The sequence below is a fragment of the Acidobacteriota bacterium genome, assembly GCA_028874215.1.
Taxonomy (GTDB): Bacteria; Acidobacteriota; UBA6911; order RPQK01; family JAJDTT01; genus JAJDTT01.
In genome coordinates this window covers 63738-84768 of record JAPPLF010000027.1, presented here as the reverse complement: position 1 = coordinate 84768, position 21031 = coordinate 63738, and the positions used below count along the sequence as shown (strand labels likewise).

Sequence of the window (21031 nt, the reverse complement as noted above, 5' to 3'; positions counted from 1 at the left end):
GTCGGGTCCGGCGCACAAGAAGCCGTGAGCAAATCGAAGATGGCAAGTAAAAAATACTTGGCTGGAGAGTATATACGAAATTCCTGAAACCTTATTGAAATGCCGACGCCCAGACGACGCCATCAACCATCGGCGAACCCGGAACGGTCTATTTCTCTGTGAGAATCGAGACGGCCCTGGAGAGAATCCACCGCTTCACTTGTCGCGCCCGGCGGGTCGCGATGGCCGTTTGGGGGAGGGACTCGGACCTTGCGCCAGGGGAACCAGAGGCCGGAACGAAGCTCGCAACTCCAGGGATTTCTCCTTGTAGAGCCGGAACCGCTTCCCCGCTTCTTCGTTGTCCGTGTCCAGGTGAACCGCCCCGGACCAGGGACAGTTCAGGATCCGGTTCAGCACCGCTCGTGGGTCCTCGGGGGACTGACGGATGGCGCGGTAGAAGGGATGGTACTGCCCCCGGTACTCGAACTCGAACCTGGTGAAGTCCACCACGGGCTTGCCGGCCGCCATCGCCACCAGTCCCATCTCGCTCGCCGTGGTGTATCCGACGGCCTCGGCCGAGCGGAGCGCCCGCATCCCGCTCGTGTCCCGGTGCAGGATCCGCGTGACCCCGAACGTCCGCTTGGCCTCACGCACGTCGCCTTCCGGAGTGACCGGGTGGGGCTTCAACAGCCACGCCGGATCCAACCCGAAGGCGCGCAGCACGTTGTCCCTGTTCACGATCCAATTGAAATTCGCGCCCGGGGAAAAGAACACCTTGCTTCCCGCACTCAACTCGTCCCCGGCGTCCAGCCGCCACTTGTCGGTCAGGGTACTTGCCATCTGCCCGGCGTAATCCACCTCGGGGGTCCCCCGCCACGCCGCCGCCTCGTCGATCAGCCGGGTATTGATCTCGACGGACTGCGTGGACACGAGGAGGAACCCCAGCCCCTCCGTGTAGGTCCATTCGTCGAAATCCGCCCGCTGCACACTGATCACGTCGAACGACGGAACGTCCGGGCGCATCGTTTCCCGAAGGACTTTCTCCAGGCGCTCCAGCCGGTCGGCGGCTTCCCTGCCGTCCTGCGGCAGCTTTCCCCTCTGCCGCACCTGCCGGGCCGACATCTTGGCGCCGGGATCCACGTGCCTCATTTTGTCCTCACGTCAGACTCGTGTTTCGGCTCGTCTCACAACTCGTCGCGCCCGACGGGTCACGATGGCGGCTGCGGGGAAGGAATCGGACCTTGCGCCAGGGGAACGAGAGGCCGGAACGAGGCTCGCAATTCCAGGGATTTCTCCTTGTAGAGCCGGAACCGCTTTCCCGCTTCTTCGTTGTCCATGTCCAGGTGAACCGCCCCGGACCAGGGACAGTTCAGGATTCGGTTCAGTACCGCTCGTGGGTCCTCGGGGGACTGACGGATGGCGCGGTAGAAGGGATAATACCGCCCACGGTGCTCGAACTCGAACTTCGTGAAGTCCACCACGGGCTTCCCGGCCGCCATCGCCACCAGTCCCATCTCGCTCGCCGTGGTGTACCCGACGACCTCGGCCGAGCGGAGCGCCCGCATGCCGCTCGTGTCCCGGTGCAGGATCCGCATGACCCCGAACGTCCGCTTGGCTTCGCGCACGTCGTCATCCGAAGTGACCGGGTGGGGCTTCAACAGCCACGCCGGATCCAACCCGAAGGCCCGCAGCACGTTGTCCGTGTTCACGATCCAGCCGAAATTCCCGCCCGGGGGAAAGAACACCTTGCTCCCCGTGCTCAACCCGTTCCCGGCGTCCAGCCGCCATTTGTCGGTCAGGGAACTCGCCATCTGCCCGGCGTAATCCACCTCGGGGGTCCCCGGCCACGCCGCCGCCTCGTCGATCAGCCGGGCATTGATCTCGACGGACTGCGTGGAGACGAGAAGGAACCCCAGCCCCTCCGTGTAGGTCCATTCGGCGAAATCCGCCCCCTGCACACTGTTCACGTCGAACGTCGGAACGTCCGGACGCATCGTTTCCCGCAGGACTTTCTCCAGGCGCTCCAGCCGGTCGGCGGCTTCCCTGCCGTCCTGCGGCAGCTTTTCCCGCCGGCGCACCTGCCGGGCCGACATCTTGGCGCTGGGATCCACGTGCTTCATTTTGTCCTCACGTCAGACTCGTCTCCCGGCTCGTCTCATAACTCGTCAGATAACGGGTCGTTCCGCTCGTCACGCGCTTCGTGGTGTGGCAGGTATGGTAGCAAGTCCGCCGTCTTCCCCGGGTCGTCCAGCAGGTCGTGTAGTGGACCGTCCAGCAAGTCTGCGGGGTTGACCCGAGGACCGTCCAGCAGGTCGGGTATCTGGTCGTCCAGCAGGTCCTCCATGTGGTATCCGTACACCTTGTGGTACAAGACGTCCATTTCGTCGTCCATTTCGTCGTCCAGGTCGTGGTGTGGCTGGTCCGGCGAGTCCCGCTGGTGAAGTAGGTGGTGTCGTAGGTGGTCTCGCGTTCCGGTTCAGGCGGCAAGGGCTCCGTGATGCGACTGGTCTGCCGAGTGGTGTCGCGCCCGGCCGCCGTTTGGTAACGCACCACCCGACTGGTAATCTGACTAGTCAACCGCGACAAATGTTCACACGTCAGCCAGCAGGTCGTATTCGTTGTATTCTGGCAGGTCGTGTGCCAGGTCGTTCGGCAGGTCGTCCTGTCCGGCAACTGTGTATCCTTGCAGGTCGTGTGCCAGGTCGTTCGGCAGATCGTCCTGTCCACCGGTGTGTACCGGCAGGTCTCGTACCACGTCAAATAAGAGGTGGTCCACCTCGTCGTGCGGCTGGTCTGGTGGCTCGTGTCGTAACTCGTCAGGCGGCTCGCGGGCGGCACATCCACATCTTCCGTGGCGGTCGGCCCGAAGTCGTCCTCGGACCGGTGGCCCCGGACCTCGATGTTGTAGGTAACTCCACGGGTCGGACTGAGAATGATCGCGGAGTTTCCGTCAACCCGCTCCCAATCCGTCCAGGTCCCGGTGCCCTGGTCATGCCGCCACTTGTGGTAGCCGGCATGTTCCGCAGCCGTCCAGGTGACCCGAATACAATCGTTGGGTGGGTCCCAGACCAACGTGAGGTCGCCGACCGAACCGATTGCCTCCCTGGCCGAGAACTTCTCGACGACGGTGAAGTCCGCCTTGGGAGACTCCACCACCAGCGAGGTCCCCGCCAGCATCTCCGCGTCTCCACCGGCGTCCTCGGCGCGCAGGGTGAACTCGACGTCGTCCGGATCATCCTGCGTGGTGCTGACCAGGAAGTGATCCGGAGAGTCGTCGGGTCTCAGCGCCGCCGTGGCCAGTGTGGCCTGATCCTGGTTCAGCTCGAACGTCGCCAGGGGTTGACCGGAACCCTTCTCCCTCCCGATCAGGGTCACCCAGAGCAGGAACTCCTGGTTCTCCTCGGTCGGACGAACCGTGATGCCGAGGAGCTTGGTTCCTCCCGCCGATCCGTCGAAGTCGATGTCCCGTCCCAGAGAAACTGCGGATTCACGTGTCATGAAGATGCTCCGTGGTCAAGCCGGCAAGATTCTTCGCCGCCTACCTCCCGTAGATCTCTTCCACGTACAGCGTCGTCCCCGCCTTGGCGCTGGCGTTCGTTCCCGCCTGCGCCCGCTTGGCCTGCAGCTTGTAGGTCTGCGCCGCCGTGGAAGCCGGGGAGTGCGCCACCGGGTAGGACACCGGAAGCGTGCCGGAAGTGCTGTCGACCGATTGCTCCGACACCACCTCGTCCGTACCCCGCACCACCCGGTACGTCATCCGGCCCTGCCAGAACAAGGTCAGCCAGATCCGCATGTCCGCCGCGTTGCTCTGCGGCGTGATCTCGACGCCGGCCAGGTCCTGGTACGCGCCGGTGAGGGCCGTATCCGCCGTGACGACGTCGGCCTCCAGGTTGGCGCCCGCAACGGCCGGAGGCAGGACGACCCGGACCGGCTCGAAGCCGTCCACCGCCATCTTCAACTCCTCCAGCTTCGTCAGCAGGCCGGCGGAAGCCGCCGCGACCTCCAACTGGGACACGACGTCGGAGTCCGCCCCCAGAACCTCTCCCAGCTTCGCGGTGAGTTCATCCAGATCGGTCCCGACCCCCTCCACGGCGGTCTTGATCGAAACGTCGTCCCGCATCGCCTCCAGCGCATTCTTGATGTGCACCAGCCTTTGGGCGGCCGACAGGGACTGATTCCTGACGCCCAGGATGGCGGCGCCGAAATTCGTGTTGGCGTCCCCGGTCGACAGATGCGTGTCGAGCATGTCCTTGAGGGCCACCAGGGCGGCGTTCGTCGGACTGTCCGGAACCTCCGTGCTCTCCCGGGTGAAGCTCATCAGATAATCGACGTCCACGGCCGCTCCGCTCCGGTCGACCACCAGTTGGTCGCCGGCCAGGATGGGATGGTCCGGCCGGAAGTCCATCGATTCTCCGGCCGCCAGGCTGGAGGTTCCGGAAACCCGGTAGTTGTCGGCTCCGCGCCGAAGCCGGAACCCCAGATTGACTGCACGGTTGCCCGTGTTGGTGAGCGACAAAAGGATGTCGCTGTCGATCTTTCCCGCCGGAACCGCATCGAACAGAAATTCGTTGGACCGGATAGAGCCCGCCAATACGTTTCTCATCTCTTTCCTCTCGAATGGAATGATTTGGTTTCACCGAAAGCGTTGGTCTCTGAGATCTCCCCGAGCCTGCCGATGGCCGTGTGAGGGCCTACTCGAAAACGCCGGGATGATTCAGGACCCGCTTGATCTGCTCCTCGAGCTTCTTGAATGGATGAATCGACATCCGTTGTTCTCCTCGTCAGTCCTGTCCGGCCCGCCCGGACTCCGGACCGGCCACGACCGCCGGTGAACGCCCGCCGCTGCTTCGGCCGCCGGCGTCTCCTTCCCCGGCGCCGGTCCCGCGGTGCGGCGTCCTGCCCCGGGCTTCCGGCCAGATCGCATCGAAGGCCTGCCGCAGCCGGTTGCCCAGAGCCACCGCCATGCCGCCCACGATCGCCGACTCCTTGTCGTCCATCTGCACCGGATGGAAGATGAACGCGCCGACCAGACCCAGGAACCCGGCCAGCGTCACCCCCGCCAGAATCACGTCCGGCGCCGGCGCCTTCGTCCTCATGCCCGCATCCGCTCCGCTTCCTCACCGGCGCGGCGCGGCACCTGTCTCGCCCACCGGCTGTCGAGCATCTCCTCGGCCGCCTGCGGGTAGTTGCCCGCTTCCAGCGCCGAGAGCATCTTCCGGAACTTCGCCACTCCCGCCGCTCCCATCTGAAACGACATCCGGACCAGCACGGCGCGCTTGTCCCGGGGAATCGATCCCATCACCTCCGGAACAATCCGCTGCAGGGACCGCTCCGCGACCTTCACGTCCTCGACCAGAATCGCCTCCGCCTCGGCTTCAGTCAGCGGCCGGGCGTTGTAATCCCGGTCTCCCGAAAGCGGCGAGACGTCCAGGTTATGTCCGTATCCGATCGACAGATGACCGGCCGTGTCCGTATACGGCGTCCCGGAAAACCCCTCGTATCCCTTCAGAATCTCCAGATTCTCGTCCTTCATCGCTTTTGCACTCCCCACGAGCTGCGCCCAGCGGACGCAGAAACGGTCGATCCAGGCCAGCGCCTCATCCGGAACCGTGTGCGCCAGGATCTCCCGGATGCCGGCCGCCGCAAACGCGGCGCCGCGGGACGGATCCTCCTTGCGCCCCAGATGAGAGACCGCTCCGTCGACGATCTTCGGCACCGCCGCGGTTCCGCCCGTGGCCACGCCGACGCCCACTTCCAGACCGACCTTCGCCACTTGCTTGAGCCAGTTCATCGGTGCTCCCGGACGGCCTTGCGAATCGCCTCGATCACGAACTCTCGCGCCGAGATCCCCCGGTCCAGGCAGTTCTTGCGCACTTGCAGCCAGAAACCGGCCGGAACCCGGCGAAGAAACATATCTGTGGTGCTCTTGTGTCCCACGAGACCCACGGTGCCACAGGGGGGACGCGAATACAATAGCCTATGTGAAGAGGACGTGAACTCTTGGGCGGATGACGCGAATAGTGGGTGAAATCATGCCTTGACACGCTCTTTCTGTCTTTCTGCGACACCGAAATCATCTCGATTCCGGCTCGTTTTTCGATTCGGCGCAGGGTGCCGCGGAAATGAAGAGCGCTTCAGCACTGAGACGATTCAGCCGGTTGCAGTCCGGTTCCGGCGCGGAGCTGTCGCAACTGATACCGGAGGACGATCCGGACATGAGGGGGGCTCCGGAACTTTGACATCCTGGAGCAGATGGGTCATGGACACACCAAGGACGTTCACATTCGCCGCGTTCCGACTCCACTTCCGGATCCGGATGCGAAAAGTCTGCCTGGACCGGCGGGATCCCGGCGCGCGAGTTCGTGATCGAGGCGATCCGCGAGGCGTTGGAGGAAAGCCGGTAATCCGGAGACGGACCTGAGCCGGGGGACACGATCTACACCAGCGGCAGATCCGTCCCGAGCCGCCAGAAAAACGAGCCCATAAAAAGGCCGGATGCTCTGAGAAGGGGACAGGGTCCGAAAAACAGACTCTATCGGATCCTGATCAACTCCACCGCAGATCGGGGAATCTTAAGGGTTTCTTGGTTTGGGCATTCGGTAGCCGACTTGGCGCACGGTAAAGATGTAGGCCGGGTTGGTCGCGTCATCGCCCAGCTTGCGGCGGATCATCTTGATGAAGGCGCGCAACGGCCGCACGTCGCCGAACTCCCGGCGTCCCCACACTTGTTGCAGCAGGGATTCGTACTTCATGACCCGGCCCGCATTGACCGAGAGCATCCGGAGCAGCTCGTATTGGGTGGCCGTCAACTGCACCGGAATGCCCGCCAAGGTAACTTGGCGTTCCTCGTAGTTTATGGCTAGATCCCCCAATCGGAAGGATTCGTCCGACCCCTTCCGTCGCCGCAGGGCGGCATGGATTCTCGCCACTAATTCCGTCGTCGAAAAGGGTTTGACGATGTAATCGACGCCTCCCATATCCAATGCTTTTGCTATCGTCTCGCTCCGGCCGTAGGCGGAGATAAAGATAACCGGCAGATCGGCCATCTCCGGGATATTCTGCATCAACTCGATACCGTCCATGCCCGGCAGCACGAGGTCCAGCAGGACCAGCCCGGGGCGGTTCGCCTGGATCAGCCGGGGCACCTCCCGAGGGTCGGCTGTCACCAGCGGGGCGTAGCCAGCCGCCGTCAGCGCATCCCGAACGTACCGGAGCGTCTGAGGGTCGTCGTCGACCACGAGAATGCGGGTCCGCTCCCGATCCGTGCGCGGCGGGTGCGAAGAACTCCGAACCAAGCCCACTCCGGTGCCGGTCACGGAATCGGCCGCCACCGGAATCGTGAAGGTGAACCGGGCGCCCAGACCATCCCCGTCGCTCTCGGCCCAGATGCGTCCACCATGGGCCTCCACCAAACCCTTGCAGATGGCCAGACCCAGGCCGGACCCCCGGATCCCGTGACGTTCGTCCGCACGCACGTGCTTGCGGAACAGGTGCGGCAACAAGTCCGGCGGCACCCCCCGGCCTTCGTCCGCTATCGAGATCGCCACGTGGACATCCTCGCGCACCGCCGCGATCCGGATCGGAACGGACTCGGGAGAGTGCTGGGCGGCGTTGGACAGGAGGTTGTTGATGACCTGGACGATGCGTTGCCGGTCGGCCATCACCCTGGGGAGATCCAGCGGCACGTCAAATTTGACGGCGTGTCTGCTCCCCCCGCTCAACAACGTGGTCCTGGCCTGATCCACCAAGCTGGCCACCTCCGTAGGCTCCGGGGAAACCGACAGAGTGCCCGACTCGATGTGGCCCGCATCCAGCAGATCGCTGATCAGGCTCCGCATGTGATCGGCCTGCTCGTCGATGATACGGATAATTTGGAGAATCTCCGCCAGATTCGGGGCCGGCTGGGTGCTCAACGCGGTTGTGGTCGATCCCTTGATGGAGATCAGCGGGGCCCGCAGCTCGTGGCTCACCATGCCCAGGAACTCGGCCCGTAACCGCTCCAGTTCTTCCATCGGCTCCAGATCCTGCACGGTGGCGACCACGGACTCGACCGTGCCATTCTCAGCCCGGATCGGCGTAACGTTCATCAGCACCTTGATGCTCCGGTCGTCGGGAACCCGAAGAACAATCTCCTCGGCGCGAATCCTCGTGGCGTTTTGCAGGGTCTGCGTCAGCGAGGATGCTTGCAGCGAAATCTCTTGCCCGTCGGCGCGCAGGCAGATGAGATCCTCCCGCATTTGCTCTAAGGTGCCGCCCGGCGCGCGCAGGCCTTCCACAATCCGCTTCGCCTCCTGATTCAACGATAGGGTCTCTCCGGTCTTGGCATCGAAGACCGCGACCCCCACTGGTGAGGTGTCGATCAGGGCTTCCATATCCGACCGCGTCCGCTTCTCGTCCCGGTACGCACGGGCGTTGGCGATTGCCAACGCCGCCTGCGCCGCGAACATAACCAGGACCTCTTCGTCTTCGCTTGTGAACTCGCGGCCATCTTCCTTGCCGCAAACAAAGAAGTTGCCCACATCCACGCCATGATGGCGCACCGGCGTGCACTGAAAGGTGCACGACGACAGCGGACCCGGTGAATAACCAAGCGACCGGACGTAGCTGGGCAGGTCGTTCAGTCTCAGCGCTCCCGGAAGGTCCCGGAAGTGCTCAAACACCCGCAGTCCGTCGGCCCAATGCTTAAACTGCTGCTGCTCGTCAGGATTGAACCCGGATGTGACGTAGTCCTGAACCTGATCTTGCTCGTCGATGGTTACGATTACGCCGTATCGGGCACCGGTCAGCGCTCGGGCGGTATCCACGACCTCGCGCAGGACGGTGCGGACCTCGAGGCTTGCGCCGATGCGCAGGCTGGCCTCGCTCAGTGTGGAGATGCGTTCCGTCAATTTGGAGACGCGTTGTCCCAACACTTCATTTTCACGCCTCAGTTCGCCAAGACTCGTCATTTCCCCACCCCTCGCCGGTCCGTTCCTGGGAGTACCACTGGATTCTGCACCGGGGGACATCGGGCCAACGCCGGCTGCGGCTGTCTGGACACCCCGACTCGCGGACGGTGCTTTCTTCACGGAAAACCGGTCAGCTCGATGAACGATGATGTGTTGGCCCGGATCCGAAACCAGGAGATTGGCTTCGTCTTCCAAACGTAAAACCTGATGGGCCAAGCCTCAGCCTACCATCTCGGTTCGCCAGAGGTCATGGATATGAATGATTCCCACCAGCCTTCCACCGGCATCCGGCACCAGCAGCGACATGATCTTCATTCTCTCCATCAGGTTCAGGGCTTTCGTGGCCAGCTGATCGCCCCCGATGGTGACGGGATTCCGTGTCATGCACTCGGCGGCGGTGCAGTGAAGGATCGGTTCGCCTCGACTTTGCAACATGCGCCGCAAGTCACCGTCGGAGATGACTCCCACAAGCCGGTCCCTTTCAGCCACGATCCCGGCGATCCCCAGTCCCTTGCGACTGATCTCGCCGATCACGTCCTTCATTGGAGTGGACGGCGTCGCCTTGGGGACCTCGTCCCCCCGGCGCATGAGATCGGACACCAGAATCAGATTGTCCCCCAGCCTGCCACCCGGATGGAGCCGGGCGAAGTCCCGCGGCCCCAGTCCCTTTCGCTCCGAGAGTGCGACAGCCAAGGCATCCCCCAGTGCCAAAGCCGCGGTGGTGGATGCCGTCGGAGCCAGACCGAGAGCACACGCCTCCCGATCCACACTCACGTTCAGGACCACGTCGGAGATCTTCGCGAGGGTGGACTCGAGTTCTCCCACCAAACCGATGACATGGACTCCGAGCCGCTTGAGAGTCGGAACCAGACGGACCAGTTCCTGGGTCTCGCCGCTGTTGGAGACGGCCAGGACCAGATCCCGCTCCGCCAACATACCCAGGTCTCCGTGGATGGCGTCGGCGGGATGGAGGAACAGGGCGGGGGTTCCGGTGCTGGAAAGGGTCGCGGCGATCTTTCTGCCGATGATCCCCGATTTCCCCATGCCGGTGAGGACCACACGCCCGGTGCAGGAAAACAGCAGTTCGATGGCTTGGCCGAAGCGATGGTCGATGCGGGGAATGAGAGCCGAGACTGCTTGGGCCTCCGTTTCCAAGACGCTCCGGGCGATCTCTCTGGACCGGCTGGGGCTGGACTCACCTTGCACCCTCATCCGCGCCAGATTACGAGAGCGCACCATCACCTTCCTTGGTCAATGCGTCGAGACGACGAAGGTGGGTCAACAGATCGTGAAGGAGATCGATCTGCAAAGCGTTGGACCCATCGCTCAGCGCTCGCTCCGGGTCCTGATGGACCTCCATGAAGAGGCCGTCGATGCCAACCGATACGGCAGCGCGCGCCAAATAGGGGATGAAGGCGCTCTCACCCGAACTGGACCCGCCGGCTCCACCCGGAAGCTGGACGCTATGGGTGGCATCGAAGACCACCGGCACGCCCAAGTCTCTGAGCAGTGGGAGGGACCGGAAGTCGACGACCAGGTTATTGTAGCCAAAGCTGGACCCCCGCTCCGTGACAAGCAGGTCCTCATTACCCGTGCTTCGGGCCTTCTCGACGGCGTGGGCCAGATCTCTGGGCGCCAGGAATTGCCCCTTCTTGATGTTGACCGGCTTCCCAGTGGCGGCCGCCGCAACGATCAGATCGGTCTGACGACAGAGGAACGAGGGAATCTGGATGAGGTCCAGAACTTCCGCCGCCGGGCCTACTTGCGCCACTTCGTGCACGTCGGAGGTGACTGCGAGATTCAGTTCGCGCCGGATTCGTCCCAGGATTTCCAGGCCACGAACAAGCCCCGGACCCCGAAAGGAACTTATTGAAGTCCGGTTGGCCTTGTCGTAGGAAGCCTTGAAGATGAACGGGACGCACAAAGAGGAGGTGATCTCCCGGAGGCGGCCGGCCAGATCGAAAGCATGATCCACGCTCTCGATGACACAGGGGCCGGCGATGAGAAAGAAGGGCTGCCGGGTTCCGAGTCGCCATCTTCGAAAGTTTATCCGTCCATTCATGGCGACTTCAGGTCATAGAGCACGGATTCAACGACATCAGTTGTTCTCCTTGTCGGCCCTGTCCAGACTGCCCGGACTCCGGGCTGGCCAAGATCGCAGGCGAACGCCCGCCACTCCTTTCAGCCAGTTCATCGGTGCTCCCGCACCGCCTTGCGGATCGCCTCGATCACGAACTCGCGCGCCGAGATTCCCCGCTTCTGGCAGGTCTTGCGCACCCGCAACCATAGATCGGCCGGGACCCGGCGCAGATGCATGTTAGTGGTACTCATGTTCCCCATGCGACCCATGGTTCCAAAGGGTCCGACGCAAGTGCAATGGCGTATATGAAGATTAGGTGAAATCCTGGGCGGATTGCGCGAAAAAGTGATGAAATCATGTCCTGATTCGCTCTATTTGTCTTTATGCGCCACCGAAATAGTCTCGATCCCGGCTCGTTTTGCGAGTCGACGCGGGGCACCGCGGAACTGAAGAGCGCTTCAGCACTGAGAGGAGAAAACCGGCTGGAGTCCGGTGTCGCCGCGGAGCTTTCCGCAACGAAACCGGAGGACCTTCCGCACATGAGGGCGGGCTGCAAAACTTTGATATCATAAGGTGAATGGGTCAAGGAAACACCAAGGACGTTCACATTCGCCGCGTTCCGATTCCACTCTGGATCCAGATGCGGAAGGTCTGCCTGGACCGGGGAATCTCGGCGCGCGAGTTCGTGATTGAGGCGATCCGCAAGGCGTTGAAGGAAAGTCGTTGATCCCGGGACGTCCCTGACGCCCGGGTTTCTGCGGAGAACACCACAGGAAAGGGTCCCCTCGGTACCGGTCCGGGAACCACCGTCGCTTCTCCAGTAGGTGTTGTCAACTGGCTCCGGTCGCCCGAGCCATCTCACCGGTCAGTGGTTCCCGGTTCTGGTCCACCAGGCATTTGGCGGGTATTCTTCAACGCGACTCAGACGGGGGCCCGCCCGGACCAGGCCATATTCACTCGTTTCAGCCTACCGCAGAAGCCCGCATGATCGATCCTCTGCTTCGCCCCTTCTCGGGTTCCCTTTTTGCCTGATGGCTGATTTTCCTCCGGTCGCCGACGCAAACTGGCGCCCCCCGGCAGAGAACGATCTCCGCCCGCCGGACGACTCGATCGCCCGACAGTCGCAGGAACAGGAAGAGACGGTTCTGTACTTCCCGGATTACGTGGATGGAGGAGGATAGTCGGCACAACTGGTCCTGGATCTGTTCGATTCCGTATTGACGTTGGAGATTCCAGCTCTCGGCAGCCGGGTCTTGAGAAGTACCGGCTCAGGGCCCGTTCGGCGGGGTTGGATCCGGGCCGAGACCGATGCGGACACGATCAGTGAACTGTTGACCTACCGGCACGCCCAATCGGGGATCGAAGCGGGGGTCGAACCCGTCCGGTTGGGGAAGGTATTCGCTCAGTTTGCGGAGGAATCGGAATCCGTCGCGGCGGGACTGGCCCTCTTCAATCCGGATGCAGTATCCAGGATCGAGTTGAGACGCCGCGACGAAGTGGAAAACGACCCGTTGGCGGGAGTGTCCGTTACTCATGGGAACTTTCACAAGCGGGCCTGTACCCTCCCGGAATGGTTCGACATCCCGGAAGTCGATACGGAATTTCTGGCGGATTTTCCAGGGCTCCTGTTCCTGCGGACGGCGGACGAATCCAATTTCGCCCCGCTGGGGCTGCGGTTCGGGAAGCGGACCTCGTCGCTCTCGGCGGTGCCGGCGATTTTGCCAAGGTCCTGTCCGACCGCAACCGCGCGCTTCTGAGGATGATTGCGGAGAAGAAGCCGTTCTCGATTGCCGAACTGTCCGAGCGTTCGGGCCGTGCCCGGACCAATCTGTCCCGAACGCTGCACACGATGGAGCGTTACGGTCTGGTTCGTCTGGAAAAGGGAGATCGGGGCCGCGTGGTCCCGCGTAGCGGCCAGATTCCCCGGCTCGCCGGCAGACTTACGCGGTGACGGGAAGAGGAAACGCCCGGGAGTGCCACGCCTCTTGGTAGGGGAGTTCGAAGCGGCCCGCTCGCAACTGCCCCAGGTTCTGAATCATCGTATCGAACACCCGGGTGTCTGGCTTGAGCCGGCCCGAGTCGGCCACGTCACGGAACTCCAGGTGATCGATGGACTGGATCCGGCCGGTTTCATCACGGAAGTAGACGAGGTTCCCGGCGGGAGGCGCGACACCGACGGCCGAGTACAGGTCCCGCATATTCCTCATCATGCTGTCGATGGAGCAACCGGACACTGAACCCGGAGTACAGGCGGCGATCACCAGAAAGCGATCCTGGACGATCTCGAAAGCGGACTCGACCGGGACCTGGTGCGACGCCCAGCCGGCCGCAAAACGCTCCATTCCCGCCCGGACCGTCTTCTGCTCGACCGGATCGAGCGGGCGTTCGAAACCACTGATCCAGACTCGGGCATCGTCGGGAAGTCGGCGGAAGTTGTCCCAATTCATAGTGTCAGCCTCAATGTCGGAGAACCCTGCTCTGTTCGATGCCGGAATTATACATTAGAGTTTAAGCATCGTAGCGAAGCCCAGGCCAGGAGTTCCAGTTATGAAGATGAACAGGCGCAAGTTCGTGGCATCGGCGGCGGCAGTCGCTGGGGCTCCCGCCCTCCATACCGGCAAGGGAGGTCCCCTCGGAGCCAATGACCGGCTGATTTGCGCCTTCGTCGGGACCGGGGGCATGGGGCGCAGCAACATGAGGGACTTCCTCCGGTCGGGGCAGGTCCGGGCGGCGGCCGTCTGTGACGTCTGGGATCACAACCGCGACCTGACTCTGCAGATGACCGCCGACCAGGAGGGAGGGAAGGCGGCCGGCTACACGGACTTCCGGCAGGTCCTGGACCTCAAGGAGGTGGACGTGGTCGTCGTCTCCACGCCCGATCACTGGCACGCGCTGCCCACCGTGATGGCGTGCGACGCCGGGAAGGACGTCTACGTGGAGAAGCCGCTCTCCCTGACCATTTACGAAGGACGAAAAATGGTGGACGCGGCTCGCCGCAACGGACGAATCGTCCAGATGGGGACGCAACAGCGTTCAGGCGAGCACTTCCAGGAAGCCGTCAAGCTGGTTCAGGAGGGGGCCATCGGCAAGGTGAGCCGGGTCAACACGTGGAACTACGGCAACGAGAGTCCGGCCGGGATGGGCCGGCCCCACGACACGGAACCCCCGCCGGGTCTGGACTGGGATCTCTGGCTGGGTCCGGCGCCCAAGGCCCCCTTCAACGGAAACCGTTTCATCCACACGTTCCGGTGGTTCTGGGACTACTCGGGAGGGATGCTCACCGATTGGGGAACGCATCATCTGGACATAGTCCAATGGGCCATGCAGGTCGACGCTCCCTTGGCCGCCACCGCCGTCGGGGGCAACTTCTGCATCGACGACAACCGGGAGACGCCCGATACGCTGGAGGTCCTTTACGAGTATCCCGGATTCATCGCCTCCTTCTCCCACAGGGTCGGGAACGCCCGCGGTCCGGAGGGACGAGGCTACGGCATCGAGTTCTTCGGCACCGACGGGACCCTCTATCTGAATCGCGGCGGCTTCGAGATCCGGCCCGAGACGGCAGGGACGGCAGTCGCCCAGCGGCCCCGCTACCTGAGGATGCTGGATCAGAAGACACCCGATCGACGCAGGCGGGAGTGGAGTTCCAACGAGGGACGAGCCGGCTTTCGGACGGCTCCCGGCTCCGAGCAGCACTTCAACCACGTCCTGAACTTCCTGGATTGCGTGCGAACCCGGAAGAAGCCCATCTCGGACGTGGAAATCGGCCACCGATCCACCTCGACTCCGCATCTGGGGAATATCGCACTCCGCCTGGGACGGCGGATCCGGTGGGACGGCGTGAAGGAACGGGTGCTGGGCGACGACGAGGCCAACGGACTCCTGCACCGGGAGTATCGAAAGCCGTGGGCCCTATGAGGGGTCTTTCGGAATCGGGCTCACGTCGAAGCAGGCCATCTGGGTCTGGTTCCTCACCAGGAGCCGGCCCCCGACGATGACGGGATAGTTCCAGGTCTTTCCGGTCAGCGCCGAAAATCGCGCCAGCTCGCGGTGCTCCTCGGCGTTGGCCTCGACCAGAACCAGATCGCCCCGCTCCGTCAACACCACCAGATGGCCCGAGGCCAGAAGGATCTGACCGTAACCATAGCGGCCTCCCTTCCACTTCCTTTCTCCCGTGGTCACGTCCACGCACGCCAGGATGGCGTCATCCAGACCGTAGACATGACCCTCATGGAGGACCGAGCCGTTGAACTTGTTCTTCATCCGCTTGTTTTTCCAGACGGTCTTCACGGTGTAGCCGTCCTCGCCCCGTCCGATCTCCAGCACCGCCGCCCCGTGGCCGTAACCGGAGGAGATGAAGAGCCGATCGTCTCCCAGCAGCAGAGGTTCCACGGAATTGACGTCATAGGAGGTGACCCAGGGATACTCCCAGTGCAGTTCGCCACCCGCCAGGTCGAGTCCCACGACTCGCTCAGCCGTCACTACCAGCAACTGCTCCCGTCCGGCCAGTTCGGCCACGACCGGCGCGGCATAGGCCTGTTTGTCGCTGAGCGCTCCCCAGAGGAACTTGCCGGTGAGCCGATGATAGGCGACGACGGATCGGTCCGACGGCCCGCCGGGGAGGAGAATGACCTGGTCACCCGCAATCAGGGGTGAGGCGGACATGCCCCAAACCAGATTCCGGGCGCCGTTGTCCGAGAGGATGTTCAACCCCCATTGAACTTTCCCGCTGGCGGCATCGAAGCAACGGAACTCGCCGGTGGCTCCCAGGACGTAAAGTCGACCGTCGTGCCACTGGGGAGTCGCCCGAGGCCCGTCACCTCCCATGGTCTCCTGGAACTCGGCGTCCCAGCCATGGGTCCAGATCTCGGCGCCGTTGTCCGGATCATAGGCAGCCACGACCTCCTGGGGGCCCCGCTGTTCGATGGTGAAGAGGAGCCCCGAACCGGCGACGATGGAAGCATATCCGCCTCCCACCGGCCGCCTCCAGAGCAGCGGGAGTCCATCATTGGGCCAGACGGTCCGAATCTCTCCCTCCAGGTAGCGGCTGTCCCGGTCCGACCCCCGAAACCCGGTCCAGCTCCGGACATCCGATGCAGGAGCAGCGTGAGCCCCGCCTGAAGCGGATGCTCCCTCGGCCGTTGCGTACCGGGACCAGACCGGCGAAATGGAGACCAGCGGACGCCAACCGGTGCCGTCCCGTTCGATGCTCAGACCCACCACCTGAAACACGTAGACCCAGGTCAATGCCAATAGGGCGAGGCTTGCCAGCAACCGGTTCCGTGTCCTCCAGCCGGACCGCGCCCACACCAGTACCAGGCCCACCGGAGGCAACAGTACGGAGAGGGCGATCAGGATCCGGGAGGTCACGGTGCGTCCCTCGGTCATCGGGGAGCTTATTTGTACCGGTAGGTGAGACGGCCCCGGGTGAGGTCGTAGGGTGAAAGTTCGACCATGACACGGTCGCCGCGAAGGATCCGGATGAAATGACGGCGCATCTTTCCGGAAACGTGGGCCAGAACCACGTGTCCGTTCTCCAACTCGACGCGAAACATGGCGTTGGGAAGCGGTTCCGTTACGGTTCCGGTGACCTCAATGGCGTCGGACTTCTTTTCCTTCGGCTCGTCCCGTCTCTTCTGTGGTCTCTTGCGCTTACGCGGTCTACGACGAAAAGGTCTCGGTCGAAGTCTAGCCATCTCCCTCCAATGGTCGGCGGACACCGGTTGCTACAACACAACCAGGAATGGAGGCTAGCACAGCCGCAAATCGGAAAGCAACGTTCTGAAACATGAACGGTTGCTCAAGCTGGCGATGCTGGTCCTGGTGGCGGCTTACTTCCCCAGTGTGTATCCGGGGGAAATAGCCATGCTGGCGATCCCGGCACAACACATCGAGCGGGTCGCGACGCACATCCAGTGTGTTCCCGAGTTCCGTTTCTACGCTGTTTCGGGTGGAACAGACCGGCGTTCTGCGTCTGCTAATATGAACCTTCGAACGCACGTCAATCTCCAATGAACAAAGCGAACCATGGTCAGACCAAAACTTGTGCTCGGCCTGCTTCTTTCCGGGTTGCTGTTGGCAGCCGCGTCAATCTACGCGGCCAGCCTGAAGCTGGACGCCTGGATCAAGGCCTGGATGGTGGAGCGGCTCGAGCGACAATTCAGCCTGGCGGTCGAAGTCGCTCAGTTGAGAGTTCATCTCATGGAGACCCGTCTGGAGATTCACGATCTCCGACTGTTCAGTCGAGCGTATCCCGCCGCCGAGCCGGCCTTCGAAAGTGACCACGTCCTGTTGGACTTTTCATTCACGCATTTCCTTCTGCCCGAAATATCACTGGACCATCTGCAGCTTGATTCACCCACGGTTCGCCTTCTCACGGATCCCAATCAGCGGTCGAATCTTTCGAACATGTTTCGAAGGAACGGATCTGATCCGACCCCTCCGGTGTCGTCGACCCGGTTGGGAATCAAACGCCTTGTTGTCCATCAAGGGCTGCTCGTGGTCGAGAAGACTCCCGTGTCCATTCAGTCTTCGGACGGTGCAGTGACGGCGGAACTGCGGTATCTGCCCGAGTCGGGGGAATACCAGGGCGGGGCCAGTTTCACTTCGCTCGACCTGTCGGTCAACGGCGTTCCCGTCGAGGACATGGGTGTGTCCGTGGATTTCGAATGGGCCGACACGAGCCTCCGGATTCTCTCCTTCGAAGTGGATTCGGAAAAACTCAGGCTGCAGGCTCATGGCAACGTCACTTTGGAGGATCCCCTGACCTACAGTCTTGAGGGCAGCGCCTCCCTCAACTTGGAGGAACTGGCCAAACCGGGCGGCCCCTTGCGTCTCCAAGAGGGAAACCTGTCCCTTGACGGGAACGTGTCTGGACAGGGAAGGACTTTCTCCTTTCAGGGAAAAGCCCGCTCCGATGAGTTGGTGTTCTCCGGCCTCTCCTTTCAGCAAATCAACACGGCCTTACGGCTGGACGCCGATTCGGCAAGTTTCGAACGCCTTGAGACCGGATTCGAAGGCGGCAGGCTGAAAGGGAGCGGGACTCTGAGTTGGAATCCGCAACGGCGCTCGGAATTCCAGGTGACCGGATCGCGCATCCGAATTCAGCGGCTGGCGAGGTTGCTGGGGCTTGAGAAGTTGCCGGCTCGAGGCAGTTTCGATCTGAGCGGGCGAACCCAATGGCCCGCACTACAGTGGAGACAGATGGATGGGACCGCGAGTCTTGCGTATCGAGGAGAATTTGGAGTAGCGGATCCAACCCACCTTCCCGCCGTGCGTTTCGAAGGACAATCGCAGGTGGCTCTACAAGACGGGACCGCACATTTCTCACGGGGGGTTCTCCGCACACCCGAGATTCAAACCCGTTACCAAGGAACTGTCGGTTTCCGAGGGGGATTTCGGTTTGATCTGGACCTCGGGTCCGACCGGAGCCGAGACCTGATCAGGTTGGCCGCACTCTCGACCCTGCCCGAACGACTTCTGAACCGGGATTTCATCGATGTCCAGGGCCCCACCCGAGCCAGACTCAGAGTGCAGTCCGCTCAACCCGCGATCGAGGGTTCCCTGCGAATCCAGGAAGTTCACATCCGCCAGGAGCTGGTGGGCGATTTTCAGTCGAACGTGGAATTCGATGGGAAGGTCCTGGAATTCATGGAAGCACGGATGACCGGGCCGGGATACCGCCTCCAGACCAGATTGAGAGTCACTCCATCCACCGGGGAAATCGATTGGCCGGAGGCGGCAGAACTCCGGTTGAACGATGTCCCCGTCGAACGGTTCCTCTCTTTGACGGAGCGTAAGATCCCGCTCCGAGGCCGCGCCAGCGGCCATTTGCAGCTTGCGCAAGCGGCTTCCCGGGGATACACGGGGAGTGGAGACATCACTCTCATCGACGTGGACGCGTACGGGGAACACATGGATCGTCTGAGCAGCGAGATTCGCTTCGATGGCCGGAAGCTTTTTTTGAATGGGTTGCGGGCGAAGCTCGGACGGGGGACGCTGTCCGGCCAGATCGAGATCGAACTGGAGCAGCGGACAGGAACGGCATCACTAGCCGGTTTCCGACTCCCGCTCGACAGGATTCAAAGGATACGGTCGGCACTCCCCATTCGCGGGGAGGTCGATTTCGACTTCCAGGCCCAGGGAAATCTGTTGAGTCCCGATTTTCAACTGCGACTGGCGGGAGACAAGGTCATCATTGCGGACCGGGTCATTGAAGGCGTTCAGCTCCAGGCAGAGAGCGACCAGGAAGTCGTCCGATTTCTCCTCACCCACACATTTCTTGATCATCCCCTTCGTGTGGAAGGCCGACTTGGCCGCCGGGAGCCCTATACTCTGCAGGCCGGGGTCGATCTGGAAGAAATGTCGCTGAAACCTTTTCTGGACTTGGTGTCCCTGGAGACACCGTCCGGCGTAGAGGGTCGTCTGACGGGTCGATTGACGCTTGCCGGGCCTGTCTCCGATCCCCTTCGCCTTGAGGCACAGGCAGAGCTGTCCGACCTGGTGCTTTCCCTGTCCGGTCATGAACTCAGGAATCGGAGTCCCCTGCAGCTCGCCTACAGCCATCCCACCTTACAGGTTTCGCCGTTTCTCCTCCACGGCGAACAGACGAAACTGCAAATCGGTGGACGATTGGATTTGGGGGAGAGCAAGAGAGTCAATGTTGAACTCAGCGGCCCGGTGAATCTGGTGGTATCCAACACCTTTATGCCGGTTGGAACCGTGGCCGGCCAGCTACACCTGCAGACACGCATCGCCGGCCCCCTTGGCAACCCGCGGATTCTCGGGTCTGCCCGGGTGGAGGACGGACTTCTCAACCACCCCGGTATTCCCACGGCCCTGTCCGATCTGGCGGGACAGCTCCGCTTCACGACCGATCAGGTGGCCCTGAGCCATTTTTCTGCCCAGACCTCCTACGGACCCGTCCACCTGGAAGGAGGAATTTTCCTGGAGGGCTTTCAGCCCGTCCGTTGGCGGATCCATCTGCTCGCCGAAGGTCTCCGCGTAGACTATCCCGCGCAGACGGTTTCGATCCTGGACGTCGACGTGGACTTTATCCGACGCGAGTTTCAGGATCTGATTTCGGGCAAGGTCCGGGTTGCCTCTGCCGATTACACCGAAAACGTCTCGGTCGGCCAGCTCCTGTCGCGATATGCCCGAGGTCAAACGGAAGCTCCCCCACCGGCAGGAGGATCCGACGTCAAACTGGCGGTGGCGGTGCAAGGACAGCAGAGCCTGCGCGCCCGGAACAATTTGATCGACGCGGTGGGAAGCGTCGATCTGAATGTTCTCGGCACTCTGAGAAACCCGGTCGTACTGGGCACCGTCACGGTCGATGAAGGGCGGCTGTTTTTTGAGAACAATGAGTATGAAATCACCCGGGGCATGGTTCTCTTCAACAATCCCCGACGCACTCAACCCACTTGGAAGGTGGAGGCACAGACTCAAGTGAGAGATGTTTCCGTCTCTGCCCACATTCACGGTGTCTCGGACCAGTTGCGTCTGTCTCTCAGCTCCGATCCTCCTCTGCCCGCCCCATTGCTCATATCCCTTCTGACCGTGGGCCAGACGCCGGAAGAGATCCTGGGAACCTCCGGGCGCACGCAATTGGGAAGTCTGGCAGCTTTTGGAGCGGGCACAATTCTGATCAAGAGCCTGGTCGACCCCATTGAATCGCGAACCAGCCGCCTCCTTGGTCTCGAGCGATTCTCCGTGGACCCGTTCCTGTTTGGAACTGAACGTGATCCCGGAGCCCGGATCACGCTGGGCAAGCAACTGGGACGGAGGCTGTCCTTGCACTACAGCATGGATCTGGGTAACATCAGTCAGAGCCAGACCGTCGTATTCGAATCTCGAATCAATGAGGGGCTCACTGCCCTTGGAAGCCGTGAACAGGATGGCTCGGTCGCGGTTGATCTCAAACTCAAGAAAAGATTTTAACTCGTTCTCATCCGGAAAGTCCGGTCTTGGCAACCGGATCGAGAGAGGACCTGTCAAAACCAGAATAAGGCCGGCCTGACTGGTG

19 protein-coding genes and 2 pseudogenes are annotated in these 21031 nt (G+C 62.3%); 7 read left to right on the top strand and 14 right to left on the bottom strand.

The genetic code is table 11. The annotated features are described in order from the left end of the window. Window positions 1–195: 195 nt before the first annotated feature. From OXT71_05460 to OXT71_05425, 8 genes are all read right to left on the bottom strand, one after another. Window positions 196–1128: a hypothetical protein gene (locus OXT71_05460; protein MDE2925828.1), complete on the bottom strand. Its 933-nt coding sequence runs from the start codon at window positions 1126–1128 to the stop codon at window positions 196–198. 59 nt (window positions 1129–1187) lie between these two features. After that, entirely contained in the window at window positions 1188–2099 is a 912-nt protein-coding gene (locus OXT71_05455; protein ID MDE2925827.1) for a hypothetical protein, read from the bottom strand. Window positions 2100–2106: 7 nt separating this feature from the next. Continuing rightward, the gene (locus OXT71_05450; protein MDE2925826.1) at window positions 2107–3477 is read right to left on the bottom strand and encodes a hypothetical protein; all 1371 of its coding nucleotides are present in this window, start codon (window positions 3475–3477) and stop codon (window positions 2107–2109) included. A gap of 40 nt (window positions 3478–3517) precedes the next feature. Continuing rightward, window positions 3518–4582 carry a hypothetical protein gene (locus tag OXT71_05445; GenBank protein MDE2925825.1) on the bottom strand — a complete coding sequence of 355 codons (1065 nt, stop codon included), beginning with the start codon at window positions 4580–4582 and terminating at the stop codon, window positions 3518–3520. 178 nt (window positions 4583–4760) lie between these two features. Beyond that, window positions 4761–5075 (bottom strand): hypothetical protein, encoded by a 315-nt coding sequence (locus OXT71_05440; protein ID MDE2925824.1) that lies wholly within the window; start codon window positions 5073–5075, stop codon window positions 4761–4763. Next, window positions 5072–5770, bottom strand: a complete 699-nt coding sequence (locus tag OXT71_05435) for a glycoside hydrolase family protein (GenBank protein ID MDE2925823.1) — start codon at window positions 5768–5770, stop codon at window positions 5072–5074. The genes OXT71_05440 and OXT71_05435 overlap by 4 nt, the downstream gene beginning before the upstream one ends. Further along, window positions 5767–5892 carry a hypothetical protein gene (locus OXT71_05430; GenBank protein MDE2925822.1) on the bottom strand — a complete coding sequence of 42 codons (126 nt, stop codon included), beginning with the start codon at window positions 5890–5892 and terminating at the stop codon, window positions 5767–5769. Before OXT71_05430 ends, OXT71_05435 begins: the two co-directional genes overlap by 4 nt. 659 nt (window positions 5893–6551) lie before the next feature. After that, window positions 6552–8927, bottom strand: a complete 2376-nt coding sequence (locus OXT71_05425) for a response regulator (protein MDE2925821.1) — start codon at window positions 8925–8927, stop codon at window positions 6552–6554. Window positions 8928–9005: 78 nt separating this feature from the next. On the opposite strand from OXT71_05425, the pseudogene OXT71_05420 reads away from it, so the two are divergent. Further along, a pseudogene (locus OXT71_05420) lies at window positions 9006–9125 on the top strand (macrolide ABC transporter ATP-binding protein). A gap of 21 nt (window positions 9126–9146) precedes the next feature. On the opposite strand, the gene OXT71_05415 reads toward OXT71_05420, so the two are convergent. The 3 genes from OXT71_05415 to OXT71_05405 all read right to left on the bottom strand — a co-directional run bounded on the left by OXT71_05415 (window position 9147) and on the right by OXT71_05405 (window position 11258). Further along, window positions 9147–10166 (bottom strand): KpsF/GutQ family sugar-phosphate isomerase, encoded by a 1020-nt coding sequence (locus tag OXT71_05415; protein MDE2925820.1) that lies wholly within the window; start codon window positions 10164–10166, stop codon window positions 9147–9149. Beyond that, window positions 10150–10989: a 3-deoxy-8-phosphooctulonate synthase gene (kdsA, locus tag OXT71_05410; GenBank protein MDE2925819.1), complete on the bottom strand. Its 840-nt coding sequence runs from the start codon at window positions 10987–10989 to the stop codon at window positions 10150–10152. Before kdsA ends, OXT71_05415 begins: the two co-directional genes overlap by 17 nt. Before the next feature lie 128 nt (window positions 10990–11117). Further along, complete coding sequence (locus tag OXT71_05405) at window positions 11118–11258, bottom strand: hypothetical protein (GenBank protein MDE2925818.1); 141 nt, start codon at window positions 11256–11258, stop codon at window positions 11118–11120. A gap of 326 nt (window positions 11259–11584) precedes the next feature. On the opposite strand from OXT71_05405, the gene OXT71_05400 reads away from it, so the two are divergent. The 3 genes and pseudogenes from OXT71_05400 to OXT71_05390 all read left to right on the top strand — a co-directional run bounded on the left by OXT71_05400 (window position 11585) and on the right by OXT71_05390 (window position 12958). Beyond that, a complete protein-coding gene (locus tag OXT71_05400; protein ID MDE2925817.1) occupies window positions 11585–11734 on the top strand; it encodes a hypothetical protein in 150 nt (49 codons plus the stop codon). Window positions 11735–12260: 526 nt separating this feature from the next. After that, window positions 12261–12764 carry a hypothetical protein gene (locus OXT71_05395; GenBank protein ID MDE2925816.1) on the top strand — a complete coding sequence of 168 codons (504 nt, stop codon included), beginning with the start codon at window positions 12261–12263 and terminating at the stop codon, window positions 12762–12764. Further along, window positions 12725–12958 (top strand): annotated as a pseudogene (locus OXT71_05390) (helix-turn-helix domain-containing protein). Before OXT71_05395 ends, OXT71_05390 begins: the two are co-directional and overlap by 40 nt. Here OXT71_05390 and OXT71_05385 read toward each other — a convergent pair. Next, on the bottom strand, window positions 12948–13454 hold the full coding sequence (locus OXT71_05385; GenBank protein MDE2925815.1) for a hypothetical protein: 507 nt from the start codon (window positions 13452–13454) through the stop codon (window positions 12948–12950). The pseudogene OXT71_05390 and the gene OXT71_05385 overlap by 11 nt on opposite strands. Window positions 13455–13554: 100 nt before the next feature. On the opposite strand from OXT71_05385, the gene OXT71_05380 reads away from it, so the two are divergent. Then, a complete protein-coding gene (locus OXT71_05380) occupies window positions 13555–14925 on the top strand; it encodes a Gfo/Idh/MocA family oxidoreductase (protein ID MDE2925814.1) in 1371 nt (456 codons plus the stop codon). Here OXT71_05380 and OXT71_05375 read toward each other — a convergent pair. Together OXT71_05375 and infA are read right to left on the bottom strand one after the other, a co-directional pair. Next, window positions 14920–16395 carry a PQQ-like beta-propeller repeat protein gene (locus OXT71_05375; protein ID MDE2925813.1) on the bottom strand — a complete coding sequence of 492 codons (1476 nt, stop codon included), beginning with the start codon at window positions 16393–16395 and terminating at the stop codon, window positions 14920–14922. The two genes, OXT71_05380 and OXT71_05375, sit on opposite strands and share 6 nt — an antisense overlap. Before the next feature lie 8 nt (window positions 16396–16403). Further along, a complete protein-coding gene (infA, locus tag OXT71_05370; GenBank protein ID MDE2925812.1) occupies window positions 16404–16604 on the bottom strand; it encodes a translation initiation factor IF-1 in 201 nt (66 codons plus the stop codon). 199 nt (window positions 16605–16803) lie between these two features. On the opposite strand from infA, the gene OXT71_05365 reads away from it, so the two are divergent. Together OXT71_05365 and OXT71_05360 are read left to right on the top strand one after the other, a co-directional pair. Then, window positions 16804–17022 (top strand): hypothetical protein, encoded by a 219-nt coding sequence (locus OXT71_05365; GenBank protein ID MDE2925811.1) that lies wholly within the window; start codon window positions 16804–16806, stop codon window positions 17020–17022. A 12-nt stretch (window positions 17023–17034) separates the two neighbouring features. After that, a complete protein-coding gene (locus tag OXT71_05360) occupies window positions 17035–20946 on the top strand; it encodes a translocation/assembly module TamB domain-containing protein (GenBank protein ID MDE2925810.1) in 3912 nt (1303 codons plus the stop codon). The last annotated feature ends 85 nt before the right edge of the window (window positions 20947–21031 follow it).

What these genes read in the sequence shown, in the direction of transcription:
- OXT71_05360 (MDE2925810.1), top strand. Translation starts at nt 17,035, where the DNA reads ATGGTCAGACCAAAACTTGTGCTCGGCCTGCTTCTTTCCGGGTTGCTG.
- OXT71_05415 (MDE2925820.1), bottom strand. Translation starts at nt 10,166, where the DNA reads ATGGTGCGCTCTCGTAATCTGGCGCGGATGAGGGTGCAAGGTGAGTCC.
- kdsA (MDE2925819.1), bottom strand. Translation starts at nt 10,989, where the DNA reads ATGAATGGACGGATAAACTTTCGAAGATGGCGACTCGGAACCCGGCAG.
- OXT71_05400 (MDE2925817.1), top strand. Translation starts at nt 11,585, where the DNA reads ATGGGTCAAGGAAACACCAAGGACGTTCACATTCGCCGCGTTCCGATT.
- OXT71_05440 (MDE2925824.1), bottom strand. Translation starts at nt 5,075, where the DNA reads ATGAGGACGAAGGCGCCGGCGCCGGACGTGATTCTGGCGGGGGTGACG.
- OXT71_05380 (MDE2925814.1), top strand. Translation starts at nt 13,555, where the DNA reads ATGAAGATGAACAGGCGCAAGTTCGTGGCATCGGCGGCGGCAGTCGCT.
- OXT71_05425 (MDE2925821.1), bottom strand. Translation starts at nt 8,927, where the DNA reads ATGACGAGTCTTGGCGAACTGAGGCGTGAAAATGAAGTGTTGGGACAA.
- OXT71_05385 (MDE2925815.1), bottom strand. Translation starts at nt 13,454, where the DNA reads ATGAATTGGGACAACTTCCGCCGACTTCCCGACGATGCCCGAGTCTGG.
- OXT71_05435 (MDE2925823.1), bottom strand. Translation starts at nt 5,770, where the DNA reads ATGAACTGGCTCAAGCAAGTGGCGAAGGTCGGTCTGGAAGTGGGCGTC.
- OXT71_05450 (MDE2925826.1), bottom strand. Translation starts at nt 3,477, where the DNA reads ATGACACGTGAATCCGCAGTTTCTCTGGGACGGGACATCGACTTCGAC.
- OXT71_05455 (MDE2925827.1), bottom strand. Translation starts at nt 2,099, where the DNA reads ATGAAGCACGTGGATCCCAGCGCCAAGATGTCGGCCCGGCAGGTGCGC.
- OXT71_05445 (MDE2925825.1), bottom strand. Translation starts at nt 4,582, where the DNA reads ATGAGAAACGTATTGGCGGGCTCTATCCGGTCCAACGAATTTCTGTTC.
- OXT71_05430 (MDE2925822.1), bottom strand. Translation starts at nt 5,892, where the DNA reads ATGTTTCTTCGCCGGGTTCCGGCCGGTTTCTGGCTGCAAGTGCGCAAG.
- OXT71_05460 (MDE2925828.1), bottom strand. Translation starts at nt 1,128, where the DNA reads ATGAGGCACGTGGATCCCGGCGCCAAGATGTCGGCCCGGCAGGTGCGG.
- OXT71_05375 (MDE2925813.1), bottom strand. Translation starts at nt 16,395, where the DNA reads ATGACCGAGGGACGCACCGTGACCTCCCGGATCCTGATCGCCCTCTCC.
- OXT71_05405 (MDE2925818.1), bottom strand. Translation starts at nt 11,258, where the DNA reads ATGAGTACCACTAACATGCATCTGCGCCGGGTCCCGGCCGATCTATGG.